We start from the raw sequence: 25,732 nt of genomic DNA on the forward strand, positions 1-25,732 counted from the left end.
ACCCGCACGGTCACCCGATTCTCGATTCTCGTACTCGGCGAGGACGTTCAGAGGGTAGCTTAAGTGGGAGGGCGGTGTAGCGCCGGGCAGCGAGACTCGGGGCAGACGGGGTCTCGGTGAGACAGCATGGTCGGCGAGACGGACACCGGCGTCGGTCGGATCGCCCAACGAGTCGTGACGGACGTGCACGGCCTCGGCGAGCAACTGCCGGCGGTCGCGGAGGCGCTGGACAACCCGTCGCGACCGGTCCGTCTCACCGCGATGTGGGCACTGGCGCAGGTGGCGGAGTTCCACCCGGACGCCATCGACACCGTCGCCGAGTTGGCCGACGACCAGACCTCGGTCGAGTCCGGGTTCCTCCAGGACGTGTTGGCCGCTCAGCGGGGGATCACCGCAGACGACGTTGGGTCCGGCCCGGAGGGTCCGGGGACGGACCCCGTGATCGACGGCATCGCGAGCGGGATGTTGCTGGACCACCTCGTCCCGGAACCGTCCGAGTCCGAGGGGTCGGCGGCCGGCGATGGCGGCGTCGCGAGCACGCGGCAGGTGAACCTCGGGACCGCCAGAGACACACTCCACCCGGACGCCGTGGACGCTGTCGAGACCGTCGTCGACGAGATCTGGCAGGCCCCGCGCGAACTCCCGTCGTTGCTGGCGCTGTTGGACCACGACCACCGGCAGGTGCGACTGACGGCCGCGTGGGCGGTGGCGATGGTGGCCGAACACCACCCGGCGAACGTGAGTCACCTGGCGACCCGCGCAGACGATCACGACTCACAGGAGGCGGGCCTCCTCGTGGGTATGCTCGACTACTACCACGACGCCTCCGCTTCGGCAGGTGCCGGCACCGCACAGATGAGTCGCCCCGAACGACGTCTGGAGGAGAACCTCTGGGGTCCGTACCTCACGTACCCGATGCTCGACGATCAAGTGATCGCGCCGGGGTCGAACACACTCGTGCCCGACTCAAGTCCGATCGAGGCGGTCAACGCGATCGACCTCGTCGGCCTCTCGCGTCACGAGCGCGTCTACGTCTGCGAGGGGACGGTGAACGGAGAGTTCCAGAAGTTCCTCCTCCACACGTACGTCCCGCGCAGCGAGTACGCGATCAAGGACTACCAGCGCGACTTCAAGCCGGTGTTCGAGGGGTGGACGGAGGTCGACGGGCTCCGGAACGTCGCCGCGGTGCTCGACCACGGCCGGACGCCACACCCGTGGGTGGCGACGGAGTACCTCCCGCGGCCCCTGTGGCGGTCCGGGCGGCTCCAGACGCGCGGTGCGGTGGAGTTGGGTGTGCAGTTGGCCGACACGGTGGCGACGATGCACCAAGGTGGCACCGCCCACGGCGGGATCTCGCCGTGGACGGTCGGCCTGGTCCGGTCGGACGGCTACGTCCCCAAGCTGACCAGAGTCGGCGTCGGTGCCCACGTCGGCACTCCGCGGACCCTGCGTGCCGACGAGCGGTTCGCGCCCCCGGAGGCGATGAGCGACGACTACGGCTCCGTCGGGCGCCTGACCGACGTGTACGGACTGGGTGTGACGCTGTTCGCGATGTTGACGGGGGAGGCACCCCCACACACTCGTGACGCCGACGGCAACTTCGTCCCGGCCGACGTGCCGGACCCCTCGTCGGTCGTCGAGTACGAGCTGCCGACGGCGTTGGACGAGATCGTCCAGACCGCGACCGCACCGCAGAAACCGTGGCGCTACGAGTCCGTCGCTCGGATCGCCGAGGCACTCCGGAGCGTGCTGACGGCACACGGGTGAGGCTCCGCCGGATCACGAGCGAACCGAGAGACGGACCGCCCGCGACACGGACCGCACCGATCCCGAAACGCGCAACCAGCGACACGGACCGTACCGATCCCGAAACGCACAACCCACGACACGACACACTCACCGACTATGACACCACTCTCCGCGTCCGCGGCTGCCGTCGTCGGGACCGTCGGTCCGCCGCCGTTGGTCCCGTTGCTCGGGGGCGGCGGTACCTCGCTGATCTGGTTCATCGGCTTCGTCCTGCTGGCGGTGTTGTCCGGCTACCTCGGCTACGTCGGGTACAGGCTCTACCGAACCGCCCCCGGGTCACAGCGGACACTGTGGGCCTACTTCGGCTTCGTGGGCACCGCCGGGGTGGTCACCGGCGGGATCGGTGCGTTCCGGACGACGCTGGTCGAACCGCCGGTGGCGTTCGCGGCGCTCGTCCCGACGCTGCTCGTCGGCTACGTGTTCGCCTGCGGACTGACACTCCGGGAGGCACAGTACAACGCGGTGTTCTCGGACCGCGAGATCGACAGACTCGGCGAGTACCCGACGCGGCGGGGGATCGAGGTCGGGATCGTCCTCGGGATCGTCGGGATGGGTGTGCCGCCGCTGTTCTTCGACGGCCTCGCGCCGGCGGTGTTGAGCGTCGTGCTCGCGCCGGCGGTGATCGTCTACGGCACGTACTTCTACCGCGAACACCTCCGCGGGGCGGCCTCGCAGGGGACACTCGTCGACACGCTGATGCGGCACATGCTCGTCACGCTCGTGTTCTACGCGCTGGCGGGTGTCGTCACCGCACTGTTGCTCGTCGTGCCGGACGCGGGTGCGCTGGACAGTCTCGGCGCGACGGTGCTCACCATCGGCGGCGGGTCCCAGATCGCAGTCGTGGTGAAGTTCGGCCAGCACACGGCGTCGGTGTGAGCGGGAGACGCGTCACCGACGCCCGCCACCGCCACTCGCTGCCGTCACCACCCAGTCGGCGTCGATCGAAGACGCGGGAGTTACCCGGCTCCGTCACCTGACGACAGTCGTGGCCTCCCCGTACGAGGTGTTGGGCGTCGACCCGGATGCGGACGAGGCGGAGATCGACCGCGCGTACCGCCGGCGCGTGATCGAGACCCACCCGGACCAGGGTGGCTCCGTCTCCGAGTTCCGCGTCGTCAAGTCCGCCTACGAGGAGATCCAAGCCGGCACAGAGCCGGCGCTCGACGAGCCCGACGGCGACGCGAACGGGACGGTCGGCGACGAGAACGGGACCGCCGAACGGGACGAGGACGCGGGAGCGACCGCGACCGAGACGAGCGAACGTGGCTCGGGCGCGAGCGCGTCTGCCGAGCCGAGGTCGCGTGCAGACGAGCCAGGGTCGCGTGCGGACTGGCGACGGCGGTCCCGGGCGGGCGACACGGAGACCGAGGCCGACCCGCAGGTGGGGACGACCGTCTCGTACCTCGACTACGAGGCGGTCGTCGACCGCGGGTGGTCGCTGGACGACGACCCGTTCGAGACGGCCGCGACGGCGGAGTTGGACGACGAGACGTTCGGGCGGTTCTACGCGGAGCCGAAAGAGACCCTGTTGGAGGCGGCCGAGGAGCGCGGCTACGCCTGGCCGTTCGCCTGCCGTGGCGGCGCGTGTGCGAACTGTGCGGTGATGGTCGTCGAGGGGGAGATGGCGACGCCGAACGACCACATCCTCTCCGACGACCTCGTCGACCGCGGGTTCCAGTTGTCCTGTATCGCCTCCCCCGTGACGGAGGAGCTGAAGGTGCTGTTCAACGTCAAACGCATCCCGGAACTCGAAGAACTCCTCCTCCCCGCCGACCGGTTCGACCGTCGTCACCAGGACTGACGGGGCGTCGAAGTCGTCACCGCAGCCGAGTCCGCTGGATCGACGACGCCGCCCTCTGGTCGCTCTATCGGCCGTGGACACGACCGGCCCGTCACTCGACCGGCAGGACGACCACGTCGTCGACGGTGGTTGGGTCCGTCGCGACGGCCTCCTCGTGGACCAGGTCCCGTCCCGCCACCGGTGGCTCCAGCGCGACCTCGGCGACGCCCTCCGCGAAGTTGCAGACGACGACGAGTCCACTGGCCGCGTCGGCAGACGGCTCCCCCTCCGCGCGGCGGTGGTACGCGACGACACGTTCGTCGTGGCCGGACACGACGTCGTAGTCGACGCGGTCCAGCGACGCCCGCGCTCGCAGTGCCGGCTCCTCGTGGCGGAGTTCGAACAGCCGCTCGTAGTGGGCCGTGAGCCGGTCGTCGGCGTGCTCCCAGTCCAACGCGTCGCGTCGACCGAGTTGACCGAGCTCCTGGCCGGCGTACACCATCGGGGTGCCGGGCAGCGTCGCCAGCGCACCGGCAGCCGCGAACGCCGCCGGCTTCCCACACTTCGAGACGTACCGCGACTCGTCGTGGTTCTCCGCGTACAGCATGAACGAGGCGTGTTCGGGGAAGCCGATCCGGCGCCGCTCCGCGACGGCGTCCAACAGCGACGCGGTCGGCGCGTCGCCGGCACCCACCTCGCGGAGTTGGAACGCCGTCGTCGAGTCGAAGTGCGTGTCGAACAGCCCAGCCTGGAACTCGGGGATGTACGGGATGGTCTCGTCTAACAGCCAAAACTCCCCGTCGGCAGCCTTCACGCGGTCGTGGACCTCGCGCCAGAACCCGTTGGGAACCGCCCACGCCATGTCACAGCGGAAGCCGTCGACCAGCGGTGCCCACTCGTCGACCACGTCTAACAGGTGCCGGCGCACGTCCAGGGTGTCGAACTGGAAGTTGGCGATGTACTCCCACTCGAAGTACGTCTCGGGCTCGCCGGTGTCTCGCCACTCGTACCAGTCGTAGTAGTCGCTGTCCGGATTCGGCGAGCCCTCGCCGACACCCCAGTGCTCGCCGTCCCCGTACGCGTCCCGGAAGAACGGGTGGGCGCGGGCGGAGTGGTTACAGACCAAGTCGAAGATCACCCGCATCCCGCGGTCGTGGGCGGCGTCGATCAGTCGCTCGTAGTCCGCGCGCGTGCCGAGGTCGTCCGCGATGGCCAAGAAGTCCGTGATGTTGTAGCCGTGTGGCGCGTGGTCGTTCTGTAACACCGGCGTGAGCCACAACACGTCGACGCCCAGTCGGTCGAGGTGGTCGAGTCGCTCCCGGATCCGGTCGAAGGCCCGCTCACCGGGTGCGGGTGGTGCAGAGTCGGTCGGGACCGCGCTCGGGTCCCCGGCCTCGGGTTCCTCGCCGGCGAAGGTGCGGACGTACACCTCGTAGATCACCGCGTCGAGCGCCCACTCTGGCGGGTCGTACGGGCGTTCGACACGCAAGTCGCCGCGTGCGTCGGCTGCGGCACGCGACTCCGAGCTGTCGTCAACGCGGAGGTCGATCTGGTCGGGCACACTGTAGCTGTCGCCGACGGCGACCGCGTGGACGCGGAGTCGGCCTTCGACCGCCGAGCGTTGGAGCGTCAGCTCGCCGTCTTCGACACGGCCGAGATCGGCCACCGTCGTCCCCGCCGGTACGTCGCGGTCGTCGAGCAGGAACTCCACGCGTGCGTCGCTCGGCCCGTCGACCGCCGCGGCGATCGTCACGGTGTCGGCGTCGGCGGCACCACTCTCGTCGACTCCACTCGCCTCGTCGTCGGTGTCGGCGTCGGCGGCACCACTCTCGTCGACGCCACTCGCCTCGTCGTCGGTGTCGGACTCGCTGAACGTCGTGGTGACGGACAACTGGAGTCGCGGCCGTTCCGGCTCCGTCTCGTCGTCGAGCCGCGTCAGTCCCGATCCGGGGTCGGTCGGGTCCGCCTCCGAGGCGTCGGTGCCCGCCGGGACGGTGTGGTCCGCCGCAGTCGGTGGCTCCGTGCCGGAGTACTGCTGTCTCGTCGGCGCCTCTCCCGGTGCGTGCTCGGCACCGAACACGCGGACGGTCTGGCGGTACGTCCCGGCCGGTGTCTCGTGGACGAAGACGTAGCGGCCGGCCGTGTCCGGCTCGACGTGGACGACCGGCGTGTCGCCGACCGCGACGCTCGCTCCGTCCGGAGCGTCGTCGAGTCGCCAGCCGTACTCGTCGGCGGCGTCCGGGTCCGGGTCCCGCGGTGCGAGCTCCAACTCGTCGCCGACCGCGGCGAACAGCGGTGGGCCTGGGTGGTCCATCGCGCCCCGATTCCGGGCGGAGGCTCTTGTGTCTTCCCCAGCCCGTCGTCGAGACTCGGCGGTGTGTCTCCGCCGACTCGCCCTCGACACTCGGTGCTCGCGACGGATCACAGTCCCAGCTCCCGAGAACGCGCCGCACCACTCAGGTGAGCGCCTCCCGCACGACCGAGCATGGACTACCTCGTCGCCGTCGACGGCTCGGACACCAGTCGGGACGCAGTCGGACACGCCTGCCGACTGGCGACGCGCTCGGACGGGGCCGTCGCCCCCGCCCACGCGATCGACCCGAGTTCCTACAGCGTCGCACAGGCACCCGGGTCCCCGGAGCGATCCGGGAGTCTGGAGGCGGCGACTGCCCGTGGAGAGGAGGTGCTCGCGGCCGCCGCCGAGCGCGTCGCGTCGAGCGCCGTCCCCGTCGCCGACACCCACCTCCGGTACGGCGACCCGGTCACGAAGCTCGCCGAGGTGGCGACCGAGGCTGGCTACGACGGCGTCGTCGTCGGCCACCGCGGCACCTCCGCCGAGTACGACCGCGTCCTCGGCAGCGTCGCCACCGGACTCGTCGGCCAGTGTGACGTGCCCGTCACGGTCGTCGGGTGACTGGGGAGAGCGCCGCAGGTCGCCTGCGAGATCTCGCTTGTCAGTCTCACGCGCGGTAGGGGAACACTCTCCAGGCGACCGCCGGGAGTGGTGTGTGTGAGACGATTCGAGGACGCCGTCGCGTTGGTGACGGGCTCGACACACGGGATCGGACTGGCGATCGCACGGCGACTCGACGCGGAGGGGGCGTCGGTGGTCGTGAACGACGAGGGAGCACACGACGGGCCGGCCGTCGCGGCCGAGTTGGCCGACGCGATCTTCGTCGAGGCGGACGTGAGCGACGCGGCGGCCGTCGAGCGACTGGTCGAAGAGGCGGTCGCGGAGTACGGCCGCGTCGACGTGTTGTGCAACGTCGTCGGCGACGGCGGTCACGAGTACCTCTTCGAGTCCGACCCGGAGACGTGGCGCGAGACGTTCGACACCAGCGTCCGCAGCGCGTGGCTCGCGACGAAGCACGCGCTCCCGGCGATGCCGGGGGGCGGCAGCGTCGTCAACGTCTCCTCGACGAACGCGGCCCGCACCGTCCCGAACTTCTTCCCGTACAACGTCGCGAAGTCCGCCGTCGACGGCTTGACACGCGCGATGGCCGTCGAACTCGGACCACTCGGGATCACCACCAACGCCGTCCAACCCGGCGCGATCTACTTAGACGACCCGGACGACGAGGAACTGCGACAGGACCCGCCCGTCGACCCACTCGGGCGGTGGGGTCGTCCGGAGGACGTTGCCGGCGTGGTCGCGTTCCTCGCGAGCGACGACGCGGCGTACGTCACCGGCGTCTCGGTGCCGGTCGACGCCGGCCGGTCGGCCGCGCTCTCGCAGGGCCAGCAGGCCGGCGAGGCACCGACGTGGGACGACGTCCCGACTGGAGAGTCCAGACCAGCGGGGGCGAGGACGGACGAGGAGTGACGACGCCGACGGTGTCTCTCGGCCGCCGAGGTCCCGTCGTGGCGGCGAGACACGCTTGGGCCACAGTGTGACCGTGCCGACACGACTCTCGCCGGTCACGTCGGGTCGACGAGACGTGTGGGTCGCGGCCGTCGCGACCACGGTCGATTCGAGGAAGGAGGGGCCGGCACGTCTCAGTCCGCGGAGACGCCGGGATCGCTCGTCGTCCCGGCACGTCGCGGCGTCGCCGTCGCGAACCGGTACAGTCCCCACACGAGGAGGACGACCAGTGCGCCGACGATCAGTCCGGTGCGGATCGTCGGATCTACCGCCGGTTGTGCGATCACCTCACCCGCGTCGTTCTTCAGCGGCACCGGGCTGTAGGGCTTCCCGGCCAGGATCTCGACGGTCCCGAGGCCGACGGTCGCCACCAGCGCCAGTGCGCCGCTCAGTCCGATCGCCGCCGTGTCGATCGTGTCGTAGCTCATGATCCGTCACCTCTCACCCGAGTAGGTACCGCAACCGCGGATTGTTCTCGACGAGTGCGGTGCGTTCGAGGACGGCGTCGAGTCCGTAGTGGCGCCCCGCCGCGAACACCATCAGCGTCGCGAACAGGAGCAGCCCCATGAAGTCTGAGTTCACCAGCCCGTGGGAGAACCCGGCGTTGCCGACCCAGAACAGGGTCATGAAGAACACCCCGAAGAACGAGGCCAGCCGCACCAGGACGCCGGCCATCAGGCCCAGCCCGATGGCCGTCTCGCCGAGTGGGACCCCCGCCTGGATCAGCGGTGCGAGGTGTTCACCCATCAACACCGGGAGCGGTCCCAGTGCCGTCCCGGTCATGTTCTTCAGGTAGACGGGGCCGTAGGTGAACGCCAGCCCGTCCTCGAGCAGCTTCGTCACGCCGGCGTGGAAGAACCACCACCCGGTGACGAGTCTGAGGAACGCGAGCCAGTAGCTCGCCAACTGCCCGCCCACGTCGAACTCGAACGCGTCCGCCAGTGGGTTCGCCGCCTGTGTGGACATCGTCTGTCACCTCACACCTACGAGTCTGTCCGGACGGAGCCTATAAACCGGGGGCAGTTCCCAACCCCTGGTTCGCGTTCCCAGCCGCCGGGAGTCGGACCGTCGTGGGTCGGCGCGTCTCACTACAGCCGTCGGCTACGGAGATACGAGAAGTGAAGTGTCGCGCCCCCGTGTGTCCCGTATGTCCGACGGCGACGGGTCGCTCGACGACCTCCGCGAACACGCCGAGCGGCCGATGTTGTACCTCGCCCGCGAGTACGGCGGTGGGTACACCCTCGAGCTCCTGTTGGGTGGTGTCACCACAGTCCTCTCGGCGGCGCTGTTCTCCGTCCCCGCGTTCGTCCTCGGGGTCGCACTCGACGCACTGTTCACGAACGAACGCCCGTTCACCCTCCCGCTGGTGCCCGAGGCGTGGATCCCGCCGACGGCCACCGGCCAGTTCTGGCTCACCGTCGGCATCGTCACCGGCTCGTTCCTGTTGGCCGCCGTGTCCGGGTACCTCCGCGGGTGGGCGCTCAACCGCGTCGCACAGGACGTGCAACACGACGTGCGGACGGACACCTACGAGGAGATGCAGACCCAGCGGCTCGCCTTCTTCGACGACCACAAGACCGGTGAGATCATGTCCGTGCTGAACAACGACGTGAACCAACTGGAGTCGTTCCTCTCGCAGGACCTCCAACAGGGCGTCCGGATCGTCGTCACCTCGCTCACCATCGGCGCGATCACCCTGTGGCTCAACTGGCGACTCGCGCTCGTCACCCTGACGATGGTGCCGATGTTGGGGTACGCCTCCTACCGCTTCCAGAACGCCATCGAGCCGAAGTACGGCGAGGTGCGCTCGTCCGTCGGGCGACTCAACGCCCGGCTGGAGAACAGCATCGGCGGGATCACCGTGATCAAGGCGTTCGGTCGCGAGGCGTACGAGGCCGACCGGGTCGCCGACGCCTCCGACGACTACCGGAGTGCCAACTGGGACGCGATCCGCACCCGGATCAAGTTCTTCCCCGCGCTCGTCGTGATCACCGCCTTCGGCTACGGCGTCACGTTCACGCTCGGCGGCTACGCGTACCTCTTCGGCGGCACTGCCGGGGCGCCCGCCGTCGTCGCCTTCTTCGCGGCCGGCCTCTCTGCGGGGACGCTGGTCACCTTCCTCCTGTACGCCCGCCGGCTGATGTACCCGATGCGGCAGTTCGGACAGGTGTTGAACAACTACCAGTACGCCTACTCGGCGGCCGAGCGGATCGTCGGGCTCCTGCGGGAACCCGATCAGATTCCCGACCGCGACGACGGGGTCGAACTCGACACGGTCGCCGGCGCGGTGTCGTACGAGGACGTCTCCTTCGCCTACGAGAACGCCGACGAGACGACGATCGACGACGTGAGTCTCGAGGTGGAGCCGGGCGAGACCGTCGGCTTGGTCGGGCCGACGGGTGCCGGGAAGACGACACTGATCAAGCTCCTGATGCGGCTGTACGACGCCGACGAGGGGACGATCCGGCTCGACGGCCACGACGTACGCGACGTGCGTCTCGACAGTCTCCGGGAGCACTTGGGGTACGTCTCCCAGGAGCCGTTCCTCTTCGGCGGCACCGTCCGCGAGAACGTCGCCTACGGGCAGACGGAGGTGACCGACGCGGAGTTGGAGACGGCACTCCGGCGGGCCGGCGCGTGGGAGTTCGTCTCGGAGTTGGACGACGGCGTCGAGACGACGGTCGGGGAGCGGGGCGTGAAGCTCTCGGGTGGACAACGCCAGCGGCTGGCGATCGCGCGGGCCATCCTGGAGGACCCGTCGATCCTCGTGTTGGACGAGGCGACGAGTCACGTCGACAACGAGACGGAGGTGGTGATCCAACAGAACGTCGCGGACACGCTCGCCGAGCGGACGACGTTCGTGATCGCCCACCGGCTCTCGACGGTGCGTGACGCCGACCGGATCGTCGTCTTGGACGACGGCCACGTCGCCGAGACGGGCACCCACGAGGAGTTGCTGGGGGCCGACGGGCTGTACGCCGACCTCTGGAGCGTCCAGGTGGGCGAGGTGGAGTCGCTCCCGGACGGGTTCGTCGAGCGCAACCTCGCGACGGACGACTGAGCGGTCGGAACACCGCGACGGACGAGCGAGCGACCGGGCCATCACGACGGACGGCCGACACGGGGGCGGATTCGATCCGGTCCAGTCGCCTCTCTCAGATCGACCGTCGGTTCCAGTACCGTACCGTCCGCTTGAAGTACGCGTACGCACCCAACAGCGCGGGTACCAGTGGGATCGCCACCGCGACTGGTGTCGGCAGCGGCGAGACGCTCCCGAGCCAGAACCCGAACGCGCCCGCGCCGACGACGAACGCGACGAACAGCCCGGTGACCAGCAGGTCCAGCGCCGCTCTGACGTAGGAGTTCGTCGTCGGGCCGCCGGCCGTCACGCCTCTCACACTGGACCGGCGAGTCAAATCTCTGACGCCGGGGGATTGCGTTCACACTGCGTCGGAGGCGTGGATCGGAGACACGTCTCGCCCTTGACATCCTCTCACCCCTGAAGGGGTGGGATTCCTCCGGTAGGGATGTTCGACCTATCGACCCACGGAGGCAACTTTCCCGTTGCTGGTACTCTGGTTTGTGCGTTCCTCGTTGGGACTTGCCCTCTCGGGAGAGTGTGGTCGCTCCGACCAATCGTGGTCGTCCCACATGAGGCGCACAGGCCGTGCCATCGACCCTGCTTCGAACGCTGTGTCAGTCTCTTGTTTGAGGAACGTCCGGGAGGCGTCCAAATCGGCGTGACCCTCGTATCCACACGAACACCGGAACACGTCACCACGACGCTTCGTCTCCAATCGCTCACCACACGCGACACACATTGCCGTCGTGAACGCTTCCGACCGAACCTCGACCGAAATACCGAACTCCTCGGCGGTCGTGGCGAGACGGTCGACGAACGAGCGATACGCCCAGAACTGGTGGGTTTTCTCGTTCACTCGCGCCGACCAGTGGTCCGACAGCACGTCGGTGAGGTCGCCCACGTACACGGTGGCAACGCCCTCGTCGTACAGTCGGTCCATCAGGTCACGCACGAGTGCGTCCTGTGCGTGGTCGCGCCGCCGTGTCCGCTTGCGGTACAGGCGTCGAATTCGGCGACTACTGTACCGTCCCTCGCGGAGCTTCGACTGTAGACGGGCGATTTCTTCGGTGGTTTCTCGAAAGTCGGCGAACAGGTCACGTCCCTCGTAGAGGTACTGTTGACCGGTCGTGGTCGTACAGGCGACGAGGTTGTTCGCGCCCACATCCAAGGCAGCCGATTCCTCGGCTCGTGGTGAATCCTGTCGAGAATCGGGTACTGTGACAGGGTGAAAGGCCCTGAACGTGTCGCTCACCTCATCGTAGTACAGTTCCAACCGGCCGTGTTCGCCCTCCCATTTGGGGTCGCCAGTGACTTCGAGGCGCAGGCGCTCGTGGTAGCCAAGCCCGTACTCGTCTTTGAGGTCTCGGCCGACAGGGATTTCGAGCCGACTCCGCTCACCGATTTCGAGGGTGTACTGGTCGTTGCGGATGTACGTCTGCAGTTCTCGACCATCTTCCTCGTTGCCCCAGTATCCCGGCGGGGCGGTGTCCTCGCCATCCTCGCGGGCAGCGAAGAACGACCGCCACGCTTCGCTGTTTTTGCGGATGACCTGTTGAGCGGTGGCAGAGCCGAGAACACCAACGTACTGTTTGCGGTAGTCGGCGGTGTCCCACACGCTTTCGCCGTCGAAGAAGTTCTGGCGACGTTCGTAGTTGAGCTGGTTCCAGAGACTGGCAGAGGCGTCCAACAACTCGCGGAGCAGTTGCTCACCGTCTGCTGTGAGCGGTCTGACCGCGAACGTGTTGGTCCGCCTCACGACAACAGACTCTTACCGCTCTATGACTAAAGGTCTTTTGGACGATGAGACCAAATATCGACATCAGTCACACGCTGGCTGGTCGGGTGAAGGATTACAAAGAGGCTGCCGACCTGGACAGTCTGAGCGAGGCGTACCAGGAAGTGATCGAGGCAGGGGTAGAGGCGGTGGAACATCCAGACGAGTCGTAGTGCGGTGGGGTACTGCGCTGTGTTGTCGCTTACACCCACCCCTGAAGGGGTGGGCTTCCGCTCGCTACGTGTCACTCCCCGTCGAGCACGTCTTGGACGCGCTCGCGGGTCTCCGCGACACGTTCCTCGCGGTACGCCTGGTGGGTGGTCTCGATGCTCTCGTGGCGCAACAGTTCCTGTGCGAGTTCGGCATCCTCGGCGTACACCTCGCTGCCGAGTCCACGCCGGCCGCCGTGCGGTTTCAAGTACTCCCCGTCGATGAACACCTCGGCCGCCTCACAGAGGCGACGCATCAGCGAGCGGGCGCCGTTCGTCGAGATGGCCGGCGGCGGCACCTCGTGGTCGCGCAACACCTCGCTGGCGGTCGCGTCCGCCAGCGCCGTCTCGATCCGCTCGTCGGCCCAGCCGCGCTCCGCGAGCCCCTCGCGTGCGGCGCGAGCCAGCGACGGGGCGTGTTCCGTCGGGAAGACGGGCCACTCGTCCGTCGGCGGCTCCAGCACGCGCCGGTAGCGGTCCAACACCGTGACGACACGGTCCAACAACGGGATCGGCTGTTCCTCGCGTGTCTTCCCGAAGACGACAGCCGTCCCGCCGGCCAAGTCCACGTCGCGCCAGCGCAACCCGTTGCGGTCCTCGTCGCGCGGCGTCGCGAACAGCTCCGCGCCGCGAGCACCGGTCAACGCCAGCGCCGTCACGAGCGCCCGATCGCGGAACGCCGTCGTCCGGTCCACGTCTACGTCTCCCTCCAGCGCCTCGTGGGCCCGGTCGTCGACGAAGGCCAGCAACTGCTCGCGAGCCTCGCGACTCCAGAACTGGCGGTCGTGGTCCCCGCGGTCCGTCGGCAGCGGTTCGCGAGCGCGATTCGGACGCGCCGGGTTCGCGTCGAGTCGCTCGTCGTCGACACACCAGCCGAGGAACGCGCGGACGACGGTGAAGTACGGGCCGGCGGCGGAACTCGCGGAGAGGTCGTCCGCGTCGTCGTGGACTCGTTCGCGGAGGTACTGGGCGTAGCGGCGAACGTCCAGCACGTCGATCTCTTCCAGTGTCGTCACGTCACGTCGACTGCGGAGGAAGGAGACGAACTCTTCCAGAACGTGCTCGCTGTTCGCGCGGTACGCTCCGGCGTCGAGACTCCGCAGTCGCGCCGCGACGGCGGTCTCCAGTCGCGTCCCGTCCCCCTCGCTCGCGTCTGGCATCTACGGAGTGGTCGGCGACGAGCGAGGTAAGTGTACCGCGTCGGGCGGGTCAGTCCTCCCCCGCCTCGCCGACACCGTCCGGCGCGGCCGCCTCCGGCACGACCCGTCGGACCTCGTACCCCGCGTCCTCCACACCGCCCACGACGCCGTCGAGTGCCGCCGCGCCGGGGACCGTCACGCGGAAGACCAGGTCCGCCTTCCCGACGGGGAGCCCGGCCTCCGAGCGGTCGTGGCGCACACTCCGGATGTTGGTGTCGTACTCGCCGACGATCTCGGCGATCTCCCCGAGGACACCGGGCTGATCGTCGATCCGGACCCGCAAGGTGACGAACTGTTGGCGGTCGACGAGTGCGCGGGTGAGCACGTCTTGGAGCGTCGCGGTGTCGACGTTGCCGCCACACAACAGTGGCACGACCGTCTCGTCGGGTGCGACCGAGAGCGTTCCGGACAGCAACGCGGCGACACTCGTCGCCGCCGCGCCCTCGACGAGTTGTTTCGTCCGTTCGAGGAGGAACAGCGTCGCCGTCGCGATCTCCGTGTCGGAGACGGTCACTACCTCGTCGACGTACCGGTCGATCAGCCCGTACGTCAACGCGGAGATGCCCCCGGTTGCGATCCCGTCCGCGATGGTGTCCGGGTCCGGCATGTCGACCGGGTGGCCCTTCGCGAGACTGTCGGGCACCGTCGCCGCCCCCTCGGCTTGCACCCCGACGACGCGGGTGTCCGCGTCGAGTTCCGCGAGTGCGGTCGCGACCCCAGAGATCAGTCCACCGCCCCCGATCGGGACGACGACGGTGTCGGCCTCGGGCACCTGGTCGGCGAGTTCGAGTCCGATCGTCCCCTGGCCGGCGACGACCGCGGGGTCGTCGTAGGCGTGGACGAAGGCGGTGCCGGGGTCGTCGGTGGCCTCCCGGGCCGCGTCCATCGCGGCCGCGAACGTCTCGCCGACCTGTTCGACGCGGGCGCCGTAGCCGCGCGTCGCGTCGACCTTCGCCTGCGGAGCCGTCTCCGGCATCACGACCAGCGAGTCGACGCCCAGTTCCGTCGCGGCGAACGCGACCCCCTGTGCGTGGTTGCCGGCGCTGGCGGCGACGACGCGGTCGACGGCCTCGTCGGACGCGACCAACTGCGCGACCGTGTTGTACGCGCCACGGGGTTTGAACGACCCCGTCTTCTGGAGGTGTTCGAACTTGAGCCGCACGTCCGCGCCGGTCTCGCGGCCGAGGGTCGCGCTCTCGACCACCGGCGTCTCCTCGATCTCCGGGACCGCGGCCAGTCGTTCGGCCGCGGCCTCCACGTCCGCGAGCGTCACGGCCGGCTCGTCGGCACTGTCCGTGTCCATACACGTGGATTCGCTCCGGGGGTGCAATATCTGCCGGTCGCGAGTGAGCGTCTCTGTGGGTCCCGCGCGTGACTCGGCTCGACGCGAGCGACTCGAGAGTCGGTGACCGAAGCCGGTGATTCGAGACTCGTCAGAGTAGACTGTAGCCAGTGAGTGTAGTCAAGTAGTATAGGTGATTAGTATCGCTAATAAGTAATACTTTAGGGTGTAGTTCGTCGAGCAGAGCGGGCTGTTCGGACGAGTCGCCGCCGGACGATCACTCCGAGTTCCGCGGTGAGTCGCCGCAGGTGGTCGTCTAGACGTACGCGGTGTCGCGGAGGAGTTCAACCTCTGCGGTCGACGAGACGGCGTCGTCACGGGTCGCGAACCCGGTCGACTGGACCAGTTCGCCGGTCAGGCCACCCGCGCAGAACACGTTCGCCACCGACGGGTAGTTCTCGAACGGCCCGGTCGCACGACTGCTCCTCGGGACGCGGACCTCCCGGTCGCGTCTCCCAGTCCCGTCTCCTGGACGCGGAACTCCCGACCGCGTCTCCCAGTCCCGTCTCCCGGGCGCGGAACTCCCGATCGCGTCTCCAGGACCACCACCACGATGCAACGAACACCCAGTCGACGCCGCGAGGAGTCCCACGCCGTTACCGACCACCGGCCGCCGAGTGCGCCGGGTCAGCCTGCAGTCGAGCCACGCCAGCAGCCAGAAGTTTTCGTTTGATTCGCCGCCGAAATCGTACGTCGGCCGTAGAACGTCGGATCGACACGCGACGCACCCCCGAAGAACGACAGGCACACCGGTCCGAGACACCTGGCCTTGTCAAACCTTAGCATATTAGGATCAGGAAATGGTACTGATATTCGTGTTACGATTCCAGAAGACGATAAGGGAGAGGAGTCCGTGTGGTAGTGTATGACTCACGACGACGCCGGCGCGGACCGACTGGGAGACGGTAGTCGGGATGTAGGCGACGGTGGTCGAGGTGTAGGCGGCGGAGACGCGGGCGCCGACGCGCGGACCACGGGTGGTCGGGGGACGGGAGCGAATCGGGAGGAGTCGAGTGCCGTCGCGCGCGGCGAGGGGTTGGCCGACCCGACGGCGTCGCGGGCGAACTGCGGCGTCGGCGCGGTGGTCGACCTGGAGGGGGCGGCGAGCCACGAGACGGTGGCCGACGCGCTGGACCTCCTCGCGGACATGGAACACCGTGGAGCCCGCGGTGCGGAGCCGAACACGGGCGACGGCGCGGGTGTGATGCTCGAACGGCCGGACGCGTTCTTCGCGGCCGAACTCGACGTGTCGCTGCCGTCGACGTACGCCGTCGGGACGCTGTTCCTCCCGCCGGACGACGACGCGACACGCGAGTGGGTGCGAGACGTGGTTCGCGAGGAGTTGGCGGCACGCGACTGCGAGGTGCTGACGTGGCGGCGCGTCCCGACGGCTGCCGAGCCGGCGAACCTCGGCGAGACGGCTCGCGCCGCCGAGCCGGCGATCTGGCAGGTGTTCGTCGCACCGACCGACGCGGTGGGCGACGCCGACACGAACGGAGACGCGGGCTCGACAGCGGCCGACGACTCCGTCGGAGACACAGACGCTGCGGTCGACACCGAGGCGTTCGACCACGCGTTGTACGTGGCTCGCCGCGCCGTCGAGTCGCGTCTCGACGAGGCGACGCCCGGAGCCGACACCGACACCGACGAGAACGGGACCGGGGACGAGAGCAGTCGCGACCCGTACGTCGTCTCGCTGGACCGCCAGCGCGTGGTGTACAAGGGGCTGTTGACGGCCGAGCAGTTGCCGGACTACTTCCCGGACCTCCGCGACGAGCGGCTCCGGTCGCGGGTGGCGCTGGTCCACGCGCGGTTCTCGACGAACACGCTCGGCGCGTGGCACCTCGCACACCCGTACCGCAACGTCGTCCACAACGGCGAGTTCAACACCCTCGACGGCAACGTCAACTGGATGCGCGCCCGCGAGTCCGAGCTGTCGGGCGAGCGGTTCGACGACGACGAGTTGGAGGCCGTCACGCCCGTCGTGACGGACCCCGACCAGTCCGACACGGCGACGGTCGACGAGGTGCTCGACCTGCTGCTCCACGGTGGGCGAGAGCTCCCGCACGCCCTCCGGATGCTCGTCCCGGAGGCGTACCGGAACGACCCGGAGATGGCGGCCGACCGGCGCGACTTCTACGACTACCACGCCTCGCTCGTCGAGCCGTGGGACGGCCCGGCGCTCGTGATCGGGTTCGACGGCGAGCAGGTGGCCGGCGTGCTCGACCGCAACGGCCTCCGCCCGTGTCGGTACGACGTGACCGCCGACGGACGGCTGATCGCCGCCAGCGAGGCCGGCGCACTGGAGACGCCACCCGCGGAGATCGTCGACCGCGGACGACTCCGACCCGGCGAGGTGTTCGTCGCGGACTTGGCGGAGGGGCGCGTCGTCCCCGACGAGGAGGTGTTCGCGGACCTCACCGACGAGCGGTACGGGGAGTGGGTCGACCGCGAGGCGGTGGCGGTGGACGACCTGACGGACGACACCGTCACGGAGGAGACGGAGGCGGAGCTCCCGGACGACCTCCGCGCACGGCAGGTCGCGGCGGGGTACAGCCACGACCAACTCGACACGATGCTGGAGCCGATGGCGCGCGAGGGGACGGACCCGGTCGGCTCGATGGGCGACGACACGCCGCTGTCGGTGCTCTCGGAGACGCGGCGGTCGCTGTTCGACTACTTCGTCCAGAGCTTCGCGCAGGTGTCGAACCCGCCGATCGACTACATCCGCGAGGACCTCGTCACCACGCTGGAGACCCGGCTCGGACCACAGCGAGACCTCCTCTCGGAGATGCCCGCTCACGCCCGGCAGGTCGTGTGTGACTCGCCGGTGCTGACCGACGCGGAGGCGCGGGCCATCCGCGCGCTGGACGGCACGGACCACGGGCTCCGGTCCGTCACCGTCGACACGACGTTCGCGGTGCCGGACGACGAGGACGGAGGTGACGAGGCACCACGACTCGCGGCCGCGGTGGCGGATCTACGCGAGCGCGCGGCCGCCGCCGTCCGCGACGGCGCGGACGTACTCGTGCTCTCGGACGAGCGCGTCGGGGCGGACCGCGCCGCGATCCCGGCACTGTTGGCGACCGCCGCAGTCCACACCCACCTCGTCGACGAGCGGCTGCGGGCGCAGTGCGGGCTCGTCGTCCGGACGGAGCAGGCCGCCGAGGTCCACCACGTCGCCTGCCTGATCGGCTACGGCGCCGGCGCAGTCCACCCGGCGCTCGCGTACGACACCGTCCGCGACCTCGTCGCGGGCGAGAACGGCGCCGACCCCGAGACCGCCCTCACCGCCTACCGCGAGGCGGTTGAGGACGGACTCTCGAAAACGATGGCGCGGATGGGTATCTCGGCACTGTCCTCCTACCAGGGAGCGGCCGTCTTCGGTGCCGTCGGACTCGACGAGTCGTTCCTCGACCGCTACTTCACCGACACCGAGTCGAAGACGGCCGGGATCGGAGTCGAGGAAGTGCAGACCGACGCGCTGGCGCGACACGCGGCGGGGTACGACCGAGACCCGGAACTCCCGCGGACGGGCGAACACGAGAACCGCAGCGACGGGGAACGCCACGGCTGGAACCCCGACTCCGTGAGTGCGCTCCACTCGGCGGTCCGCTCGGGCGACCACGACGCCTGGGAGGAGTACGCCGCCCACGTGAACGACCCCGCGGAGCCGGAGGCGCTGCGGGACACGCTCACCTTCGCCGGCGACCGCGACCCGGTGCCGATCGCGGAGGTGGAACCCGTCTCGGAGGTCGTCCAGCGATTCTCCACGGCCGCGATGTCGCTCGGGTCGCTGTCGCCGGAGGCCCACGAGACGAACGCCCAGGCGATGAACCGGATTGGCGGTAAGTCGAACACGGGCGAGGGCGGCGAACCGCCCGAGCGGTTCGACACGGAACGCGAGTGTCACGTCAAACAGGTCGCCTCCGGGCGGTTCGGCGTCACCGCGGCGTACCTGCGGGCCGCCGACGAGATCCAGATCAAGATGGCGCAAGGGTCGAAACCCGGCGAGGGCGGCCACCTCCCCGGCAGCAAGGTGAACGACCTGATCGCACACGTCCGGTGTTCGACACCCGGCGTCGGGCTGATCTCGCCGCCGCCACAACACGACATCTACTCGATCGAGGACCTCAAGCAGTTGATCTACGACCTGAAGGCGATCAACCCGGACGCGGACGTGAACGTCAAGTTGGTCGCCGGCACCGGGATCGGTACCATCGCGGCCGGGGTGGCGAAGGCGAACGCCGACGCGGTCCACGTCTCCGGGCACTCCGGGGGTACCGGGGCGTCCCCGCGGACGAGCATCAAACACGCCGGGCTCCCGTGGGAGATCGGGCTCGCGGAGACGAACCAACTGCTCCACGAGACGGACCTGCGCGACCGCATCCGCGTCTCCGTCGACGGCGGACTCAAGACGGGCCGCGACGTGGCTGTCGGGGCGCTGTTGGGAGCCGAGGAGTTCGCCTTCGGCACCGCGTCGCTCGTCTCCTCGGGGTGTGTGATGGCCCGACAGTGTCACCAGAACACCTGTCCAGTCGGCGTCGCGACACAGCGCGAGGAGTTACGCGAGCGATTCCCCGGAGAACCGGACCACGTGATCGAGTTCATGCGGTTCGTCGCGCAGGACCTCCGCGAGATCATGGCCGAGTTGGGCTTCCGGACGGTCGACGAGATGGTCGGCCGCCCCGACTGTCTGGAGCCGCGTGAGGACCTCACCGGGCGGGCGGCGACGCTGGACCCGAGCGCGGTGCTCGCGGACCCCGTCGGCGACCCCGTGCCGGACGAGACGGACGCACCGACCGGCGACACGCCGACGGCGGCGGACGGCGGGACGGCGCGGACGAAGGTCCAGCCCCAGCCGCGGCCGACGGACAGGCTCCTGGACCGGCTCTGTCCCGACCTCGCGGAGCGCGTCGCGGCCGGCGAAGAGACGACGATCACCGGCCGCGTCGACAACGCGGACCGGGCGGTTGGCGCGACCCTGTCAGGGCGCGTCGTCGACGAACACGGCGGCGACGGGCTCGCGGACGACACCGTCTCGGTGAATCTGACCGGGGCAGCCGGCCAGTCGTTCGGGGCGTTCCTCGCACCCGGCGTCACCGCGCGGGTGACCGGCACCGCGAACGACTACGTCGCGAAGGGACTCTCCGGTGGACGCGTGATCGTCGAGACGCCAGAGGACGCGGGGTACGATCCAGCGACGAACGTCGCGATCGGCAACGTGGCGCTGTACGGCGCGACGGACGGGGAGTTGTACGTCGAGGGTGTCGCGGGCGAGCGGTTCGCGGTCCGCAACTCCGGCGTCCGAGCCGTCGTGGAAGGGGCCGGGGACCACTGCTGTGAGTACATGACGGGCGGCGTCGTAGCGGTGTTGGGCGCGGTCGGGCGCAACTTCGCGGCCGGCATGTCCGGCGGCGTCGCGTACGTCTACGATCCGGACGGCACCGCAGAGAGACGTGTCAACCGCTCGATGGTGTCGACGAGTCGGTCGCTGTCGGACCGCGACCGCGCGGTCCTCCGGCGGCTCGTCGAGAACCACGCCGCCCACACCGGCAGCGAGCGTGCCGCGGAACTGCTCGACGACTGGGAGACGGTCGTCGACGACTTCCTCCGCGTGTTACCGGACCCGTACGCCGACGTACTGGCGGCCGGCGACGCCGAGGACGTGCGGACCGACCTGCCGTCGCGGGTGGCGAGCGACGCCGAGGGCGGCTTCGGGAGCGCGCCGGGCGACGACTGAGCCGCGTCGCGGGCGCTGTCCCTCCCGGACCTCTGGTCCCCGAAGGCACTTACCACCACCAGTCGAGTCGCCGGACGTGCGACGACGAGCCCTCCTCGCGTCGACGGCAGCCACGCTCGCCACGACGGCGGGGTGTCTGTCCGGCGAGACGCGCCGCGCCACCGCGGACGAACAGACACGGACGGATCAGGGGCAGACGAGTCGAGACCGGACGAGGCAGACCCAGACCGCCCGGACCGACCTCCCCGTCGCGGCGGCACGCGTCAGGACCTCGATTCGGTGGGTCCACACCGTGGACGCCGTCGAAGTCTCGGCACCCGACAACGACGCCTTCGTCGCCGTCCGCGTCCCCGAGGCGTTGCGTGGGCCGGAGCCGGACGCGTTCGAACTCCGACTCGAGGACACCGTCTACAGAAGTGTGGACAACGGAGTAAGCTAACCCACCGCTAAAGGGGTGGGCTTTCAGCGTGGACTCCCGTTCTGGCTGACACGTCGGCAGGTGATTCATACTCACCGTTCACGTTCAGCGTCCCGCTGTTCAAGCGCACGCCTACGGGTGCGCCTCCGTCGCTCTCAGTTTGAGTGCCACGGAGATACCGCAAACCGATGTTTTTTGCTGCGTTGTAGTCAGCGTCGTTCTGATACTCGCACTTGAGACACTCGAAGTCCGTTCCGTCCCGGTTGTCGGGGTGTGTGAACCCACACTCAGAACAGCGCCGTGACGTGTTCTTCGGGTTCACCTGTTCGACACACAATCCGTACGCCTCGGCCTTGTACTCGACGTACTCGTATAGGCGGTCGAACGCCCACTTGTGGCCCCACGAGGCACCAGTCCGTTCACGGATGTCGGTCAACTCCTCGAAGGCAATCACCGTACACCCGGTCTCACGAGCCTCTGCGACCAGTTCGTTGCTGATACGATGGAGGGTCTGTGTGAATCGTCCCTCCTCTTTCCGTCCGACTGACTGGATGTTCTCGTGTGCCCACCGCGTCCCGTGTTCTTGCAGGTCACCCCGGCGTTTCTCGTATTCTCGTCGCCAGTGGTCGAACTCGTCACCACTCCAGAACCGGCCCGTACTGGTGACGGCAAGCTGGTTCACGCCGAGGTCAACCCCGAGAACCGTTCCGTTCTCGGTGGTTGCCTGGGTCGACGTGTCGATCTCCACGTCTGCTGTGCAACAGATGTGAAGTTGCCACTCACCGTGCTTTCGGTGGAGTTCCGCGCTGGTAATCTCGTAGTCGTCGTTGAAGAGGTACTTCTGATGGGGCGTGTTCTCCGAGTTCTCGGGGAGTACGTAGTCGGCTTCGATTCGCCCGTCGACGGTAGCGAGACTCACGTAGTCGTCGTGGAACGTGGCTGTTCGAGACTCGTACACGAGGTGGGGGCTAGTGAAATGTGGTTTCGAGGCCTTCTTGCCCTGTTTCCAGCGTTTGACAACGCCGTTGCACGCTTCAGCAGCTTTGTTGCGGGATGACTGGACGTGATTCGAGTGGAGGTCAGTAGCCTCACGGACATCGTCGTATGTCTCGTCATTGAGCGTGGTCTTGCTGGTGGTGACGTACTCGCCTTGGAAGGCGTGGTCGGTGACGTACTGCGCTGCCCAGAGGAACTGGTCGATGGTCTCTTCGAGAAGTGCAGCGTCGGGACTGTCCACATCAAGCGTGACTGGGACAGTTCGGCGCACTTCCATATCTCATATGTATAGCCGTTTACTCATATATATTTGGGAGTCAGCTAGTTGCCGTACGGTGGTTAGTCCACTACTCGTGTCGGCTTCCTCCCACCCCTAAAGAGGTGGGTTTCCGCCTCGCTCCGCTATGAGTTGGACGGCCATGCCGGTCGTGGGAGAGTGGTACGGCCGCGAGTCCGGCGGGAGCTGGATCTTCTTCGACGTGACGGCCACGGACACGGCGACCGCGACCCCGGACCAGGGGACGGCGCCCGCGGCCACGCTCGTCGCCCCGGACGGGAGCCGAGCGCGAGTGCCCGGCGAGCGGCTCCGTCGACTCGCCGCCCTCCCGTCGTTCCGCGTCGTCGACGTGACAGTACCGGAGACGGCACGCCCGAGATCGAGGGTCGAAGTCGCGGTGACCGTCCGCAACGAGGGAGACAGTCGCGGGTACTGGTTCGGTGGCATCCAGTGGGGTGGCGTCTTCTACAGACCGACCGTCTCGGTAGCCCCTGGCGAGACGGGTCGGGCGTCGTCGGACGTGCGGGTGAGTGAGGGTAGTATCTCCATACGCCTCCGCTGGCCCGGTGAGGAGCGGTCGTTCTCCATCGACGCGCCCGTCGAGGACACGCCCACCGAGACGCCCACCCCGTAGGAACCACCCCGTCGCCGATCACTGGGTGGCTACTCCCGGGAGTCCGCGTCCACAGCAGTCGGAGTGGCCGCGTTCTCCGCGCCGCGAGGCCGCGTTCTCTGCACCGAGCGTCCACTCGCCGGCTAGCTCGCAGTTCGCGTCGAGAGCAAAGGCTAGCCCTCCGACCCGTACCCACTCTACCCGTCGGTACGGTTTCTACCCGGAGTTCGTGTTTCACACACACCCGGGTGAGGAGAACGGCCGCGAGACGCCGCGAAGGACGGATAGCCACTTTTATTTCGGATAGTGAGCCAACACACCACAGTGACCGTCGTCGACCCGTGGTTCTCCGCGTTGCTGTTGTACGTCGTCGCGCTCGGGGGGAGCATCGCGGTCGCGACCGGTGGAGCGGTGTGGGTGTACCGGCGCGGCGGGGAGGCGGCACGGGAGTTGACGACGTTCCTCGCCGTGGTCGCGGTGTGGGCGACGCTCCAGTTGGCCGAGGTGGTCGGCGGTGGCGAGACCGCGTACGTCACCTCCTACGGGATCGAGGTGACGCGGGCGGTGATGGCGGTAGCGTGGTTCTACTTCACCCTGACGTACGCGGGCTACCGCGACTTGCTCGCGAACTGGTCCGTCAGGACTCTCGTCGGGGCCGGGTTCCTGTTCACGGTCGTCGTGACCGGGTTCCCACCGGTGGCGAGCGAGGTGGCGTTTCGGACCGTTCGCGTGCTCGAGGACCCGATCGTCGTCGTCGCGCTGCGTGGTGCCGGGCCGATCCACCTCCTCGCACAGTTGATCGGCTACGGCTTCGTCGGGACCGGGACACTCGCGTTGGGGGCACGGCTGTTCCGGTCGGAGGCGGTCGGGCGGTGGCGGGCGGGGCTGTTCGTCGCCTCCGCGGCGGCCGTCGTGCTCTCGGACCCCGCCGGGATGGACGCGATCTCGCCGACACCGGGGATCGACACCTCCGTCGTCGGCACCACGGCCGTCGCGGCGGCGTTTCTCGTCGTCGTCTACGGGACGGACACGGGCCAGTTCGTCGCGACCGCCCGCGCGGCGGTGTTCGACGAGATCGACGACGCGGTTCTCGTGGTGAGTGACGACCACAGTCTCGTCGACTACAACGAGACGGCGGCCGCACGGCTCCCGGGGCGGTTCGAACTCGGCGAGTCGGTCTTGGAGACGCTGCCGCCGGGGATCACGACGGACGATCACGTCCGAACGCTCACACCCGGACGGACGACCACGACGGTGACACGGGGTGGGGCGGCCACCCGGGGCGACGACGAGTCGCTCGCGGATGACGACGGCGAACCACTCGCGGGCGACGACGACGGCGAACCACCCGCTAGTGGCGGAGGTGGTGAGCCCCCCGCCCGTGGTGACGGCGGCGAGGCGGTCGCACCCGACGACGGTGGTGGCGGCTCAGGGAGCGTCGATCGCGCCGGCGAGCGACACTTCGAGGTGACGGTGTCGCCGTTGACCGGGACCGGCTCCGGCGAGGGGGCCGCGCTGGTGTTCCGAGACGTGACCGAGCGTGTCGCCGACCGGCGTCGGCTCCGCGAGCAGCGGAACACGCTGGAACTGCTCAACCGGACGGTCGCTCACGACGTGCGCAACGACCTCCAGGTGGTGGTCTCTCGTGCAGACGTGCTCGACCACCAGTTGACCGAGACGCTGTCGGAGGCCACGAACGAGGCTGACCCCCGAGCCGGTGACGAAGCCGACACTGCGGGAGGAGGAGACAGCGAGGGAGACGACCCGGAGGCGCCGGTGGAGACGCCACGGTCGGTCCTCGACGAGGCGGTCACCCACGCGGACGAACTGCGGTCGGCGGCGCGTAACGCGGTCGACCTCACGGAGTCGGCCCGCGAGATCGCCCGAGCGACACTGGAGTCGGACGGCGCCCGCGTCCCGGTGCCGGTCGACCGCACGGTGACCGAGAGCGTCCAGCGCGCTCGCGCCACGTACCGCGACGCCACGTTCCGGATCGCGGAGCCGGTCCCCGAGGTCGAGGTGTTGGCGGGGGAGATGCTGGACGCCGTCCTCCGGAACCTGCTGTCGAACGCGGTGTCACACAACGACCGTGCGGAGCCGACGGTGGAAGTGTCCGTGACGGTCGAGGGGGCTTCGGTCCGCCTGCGCGTCGCGGACGACGGGCCTGGGGTCTCGGCGGCGGACCGCGACCGGGTGTTCGACGAGGGGGAGACGGCGCTGGACAGCGACGGAAGCGGGCTCGGGCTGTACCTCGTCCAGACGCTCGTCGACGGCTACGACGGGCGCGTCTGGGTCGAGGACAACGAGCCACGCGGCGCCGTGTTCGTCGTCGAACTGGAGCGGGCGGGCGGGGCGGCGCCGGTCGACACCGATCACGGTGGCGCGACCGACGACTGGGACGCGGGCCCCGAGATGACCGGCGAGCGAGTGGACGACGATCCGGGCGGGGAGACTCGTGTGGACGACGACACCGACGACCCGTTCGGTGGTGTCGTCGACCACGAGGAGTGACCTGTCGGAGTCACTACTGTAACGGTCTCCAGATTGCACTTACCTATCTCGCCCGTCAGTCTTACGACCGTGAGCCGACAGCTACCACCCAGCGGGACCACCGTACCGACCGATGCT

General features: G+C 68.8%; 20 protein-coding genes. 11 read left to right on the top strand and 9 right to left on the bottom strand.

What is annotated here, in order from left to right:
* Nucleotides 1-126: 126 nt before the first annotated feature.
* From RYH80_RS17405 to fer, 3 genes are all read left to right on the top strand, one after another.
* Nucleotides 127-1,767 carry a hypothetical protein gene (locus RYH80_RS17405; RefSeq protein WP_370905352.1) on the top strand — a complete coding sequence of 547 codons (1,641 nt, stop codon included), beginning with the start codon at nt 127-129 and terminating at the stop codon, nt 1,765-1,767.
* Between the two features lie 138 nt (nt 1,768-1,905).
* Nucleotides 1,906-2,685, top strand: a complete 780-nt coding sequence (locus RYH80_RS17410; RefSeq protein ID WP_370905353.1) for a hypothetical protein — start codon at nt 1,906-1,908, stop codon at nt 2,683-2,685.
* A 109-nt stretch (nt 2,686-2,794) separates the two neighbouring features.
* Nucleotides 2,795-3,610: a ferredoxin Fer gene (gene fer / locus RYH80_RS17415; protein WP_370905354.1), complete on the top strand. Its 816-nt coding sequence runs from the start codon at nt 2,795-2,797 to the stop codon at nt 3,608-3,610.
* A 91-nt stretch (nt 3,611-3,701) separates the two neighbouring features.
* Here fer and RYH80_RS17420 read toward each other — a convergent pair whose 3' ends face one another.
* Nucleotides 3,702-5,903: an alpha-amylase family glycosyl hydrolase gene (locus RYH80_RS17420; protein WP_370905355.1), complete on the bottom strand. Its 2,202-nt coding sequence runs from the start codon at nt 5,901-5,903 to the stop codon at nt 3,702-3,704.
* Between the two features lie 171 nt (nt 5,904-6,074).
* Between RYH80_RS17420 and RYH80_RS17425 the strand changes: the two genes are divergently transcribed.
* Together RYH80_RS17425 and RYH80_RS17430 are read left to right on the top strand one after the other, a co-directional pair.
* Complete coding sequence (locus tag RYH80_RS17425) at nt 6,075-6,503, top strand: universal stress protein (RefSeq protein WP_370905356.1); 429 nt, start codon at nt 6,075-6,077, stop codon at nt 6,501-6,503.
* A 96-nt stretch (nt 6,504-6,599) separates the two neighbouring features.
* Nucleotides 6,600-7,412: an SDR family NAD(P)-dependent oxidoreductase gene (locus tag RYH80_RS17430; RefSeq protein ID WP_370905357.1), complete on the top strand. Its 813-nt coding sequence runs from the start codon at nt 6,600-6,602 to the stop codon at nt 7,410-7,412.
* A 173-nt stretch (nt 7,413-7,585) separates the two neighbouring features.
* Here RYH80_RS17430 and RYH80_RS17435 read toward each other — a convergent pair whose 3' ends face one another.
* Nucleotides 7,586-7,879, bottom strand: a complete 294-nt coding sequence (locus tag RYH80_RS17435; protein ID WP_370905358.1) for a hypothetical protein — start codon at nt 7,877-7,879, stop codon at nt 7,586-7,588.
* 13 nt (nt 7,880-7,892) lie between these two features.
* The gene (locus tag RYH80_RS17440; RefSeq protein ID WP_370905359.1) at nt 7,893-8,417 is read right to left on the bottom strand and encodes a DoxX family membrane protein; all 525 of its coding nucleotides are present in this window, start codon (nt 8,415-8,417) and stop codon (nt 7,893-7,895) included.
* Between the two features lie 181 nt (nt 8,418-8,598).
* Between RYH80_RS17440 and RYH80_RS17445 the strand changes: the two genes are divergently transcribed.
* Entirely contained in the window at nt 8,599-10,512 is a 1,914-nt protein-coding gene (locus RYH80_RS17445; RefSeq protein ID WP_370905360.1) for an ABC transporter ATP-binding protein, read from the top strand.
* A 94-nt stretch (nt 10,513-10,606) separates the two neighbouring features.
* Here the strand turns inward: RYH80_RS17445 and RYH80_RS17450 are convergent, their stop codons facing one another.
* Nucleotides 10,607-10,840, bottom strand: coding sequence for a hypothetical protein (locus tag RYH80_RS17450; protein ID WP_370905361.1), 234 nt, complete (start codon nt 10,838-10,840; stop codon nt 10,607-10,609).
* 147 nt (nt 10,841-10,987) lie between these two features.
* Nucleotides 10,988-12,289 (bottom strand): RNA-guided endonuclease InsQ/TnpB family protein, encoded by a 1,302-nt coding sequence (locus tag RYH80_RS17455; protein ID WP_370905362.1) that lies wholly within the window; start codon nt 12,287-12,289, stop codon nt 10,988-10,990.
* A gap of 44 nt (nt 12,290-12,333) precedes the next feature.
* Here RYH80_RS17455 and RYH80_RS17460 point away from each other — a divergent pair, with 44 nt between their 5' ends.
* A complete protein-coding gene (locus tag RYH80_RS17460; protein WP_370905363.1) occupies nt 12,334-12,480 on the top strand; it encodes a hypothetical protein in 147 nt (48 codons plus the stop codon).
* A 71-nt stretch (nt 12,481-12,551) separates the two neighbouring features.
* Here RYH80_RS17460 and RYH80_RS17465 read toward each other — a convergent pair whose 3' ends face one another.
* From RYH80_RS17465 to RYH80_RS17475, 3 genes are all read right to left on the bottom strand, one after another.
* Entirely contained in the window at nt 12,552-13,676 is a 1,125-nt protein-coding gene (locus tag RYH80_RS17465) for a tyrosine-type recombinase/integrase (protein WP_370905364.1), read from the bottom strand.
* 49 nt (nt 13,677-13,725) lie between these two features.
* Nucleotides 13,726-15,018: a threonine ammonia-lyase gene (ilvA, locus tag RYH80_RS17470; RefSeq protein WP_370905365.1), complete on the bottom strand. Its 1,293-nt coding sequence runs from the start codon at nt 15,016-15,018 to the stop codon at nt 13,726-13,728.
* A gap of 295 nt (nt 15,019-15,313) precedes the next feature.
* Nucleotides 15,314-15,649, bottom strand: a complete 336-nt coding sequence (locus RYH80_RS17475) for a hypothetical protein (RefSeq protein ID WP_370905366.1) — start codon at nt 15,647-15,649, stop codon at nt 15,314-15,316.
* Between the two features lie 273 nt (nt 15,650-15,922).
* Here RYH80_RS17475 and gltB point away from each other — a divergent pair, with 273 nt between their 5' ends.
* Nucleotides 15,923-20,800 (top strand): glutamate synthase large subunit, encoded by a 4,878-nt coding sequence (gene gltB / locus RYH80_RS17480; RefSeq protein ID WP_370905367.1) that lies wholly within the window; start codon nt 15,923-15,925, stop codon nt 20,798-20,800.
* Nucleotides 20,801-20,876: 76 nt separating this feature from the next.
* Complete coding sequence (locus RYH80_RS17485; RefSeq protein WP_370905368.1) at nt 20,877-21,239, top strand: hypothetical protein; 363 nt, start codon at nt 20,877-20,879, stop codon at nt 21,237-21,239.
* A gap of 7 nt (nt 21,240-21,246) precedes the next feature.
* On the opposite strand, the gene RYH80_RS17490 is transcribed toward RYH80_RS17485, so the two are convergent.
* Entirely contained in the window at nt 21,247-22,491 is a 1,245-nt protein-coding gene (locus RYH80_RS17490; RefSeq protein WP_370905369.1) for an RNA-guided endonuclease InsQ/TnpB family protein, read from the bottom strand.
* 127 nt (nt 22,492-22,618) lie between these two features.
* On the opposite strand from RYH80_RS17490, the gene RYH80_RS17495 reads away from it, so the two are divergent.
* Nucleotides 22,619-23,125, top strand: a complete 507-nt coding sequence (locus RYH80_RS17495) for a hypothetical protein (RefSeq protein ID WP_370905370.1) — start codon at nt 22,619-22,621, stop codon at nt 23,123-23,125.
* 303 nt (nt 23,126-23,428) lie between these two features.
* Nucleotides 23,429-25,615, top strand: coding sequence for an ATP-binding protein (locus RYH80_RS17500; RefSeq protein ID WP_370905371.1), 2,187 nt, complete (start codon nt 23,429-23,431; stop codon nt 25,613-25,615).
* The last annotated feature ends 117 nt before the right edge of the window (nt 25,616-25,732 follow it).

This window comes from Halobaculum sp. MBLA0147, assembly GCF_041361345.1.
Lineage (GTDB): Archaea > Halobacteriota > Halobacteria > Halobacteriales > Haloferacaceae > JAHENP01.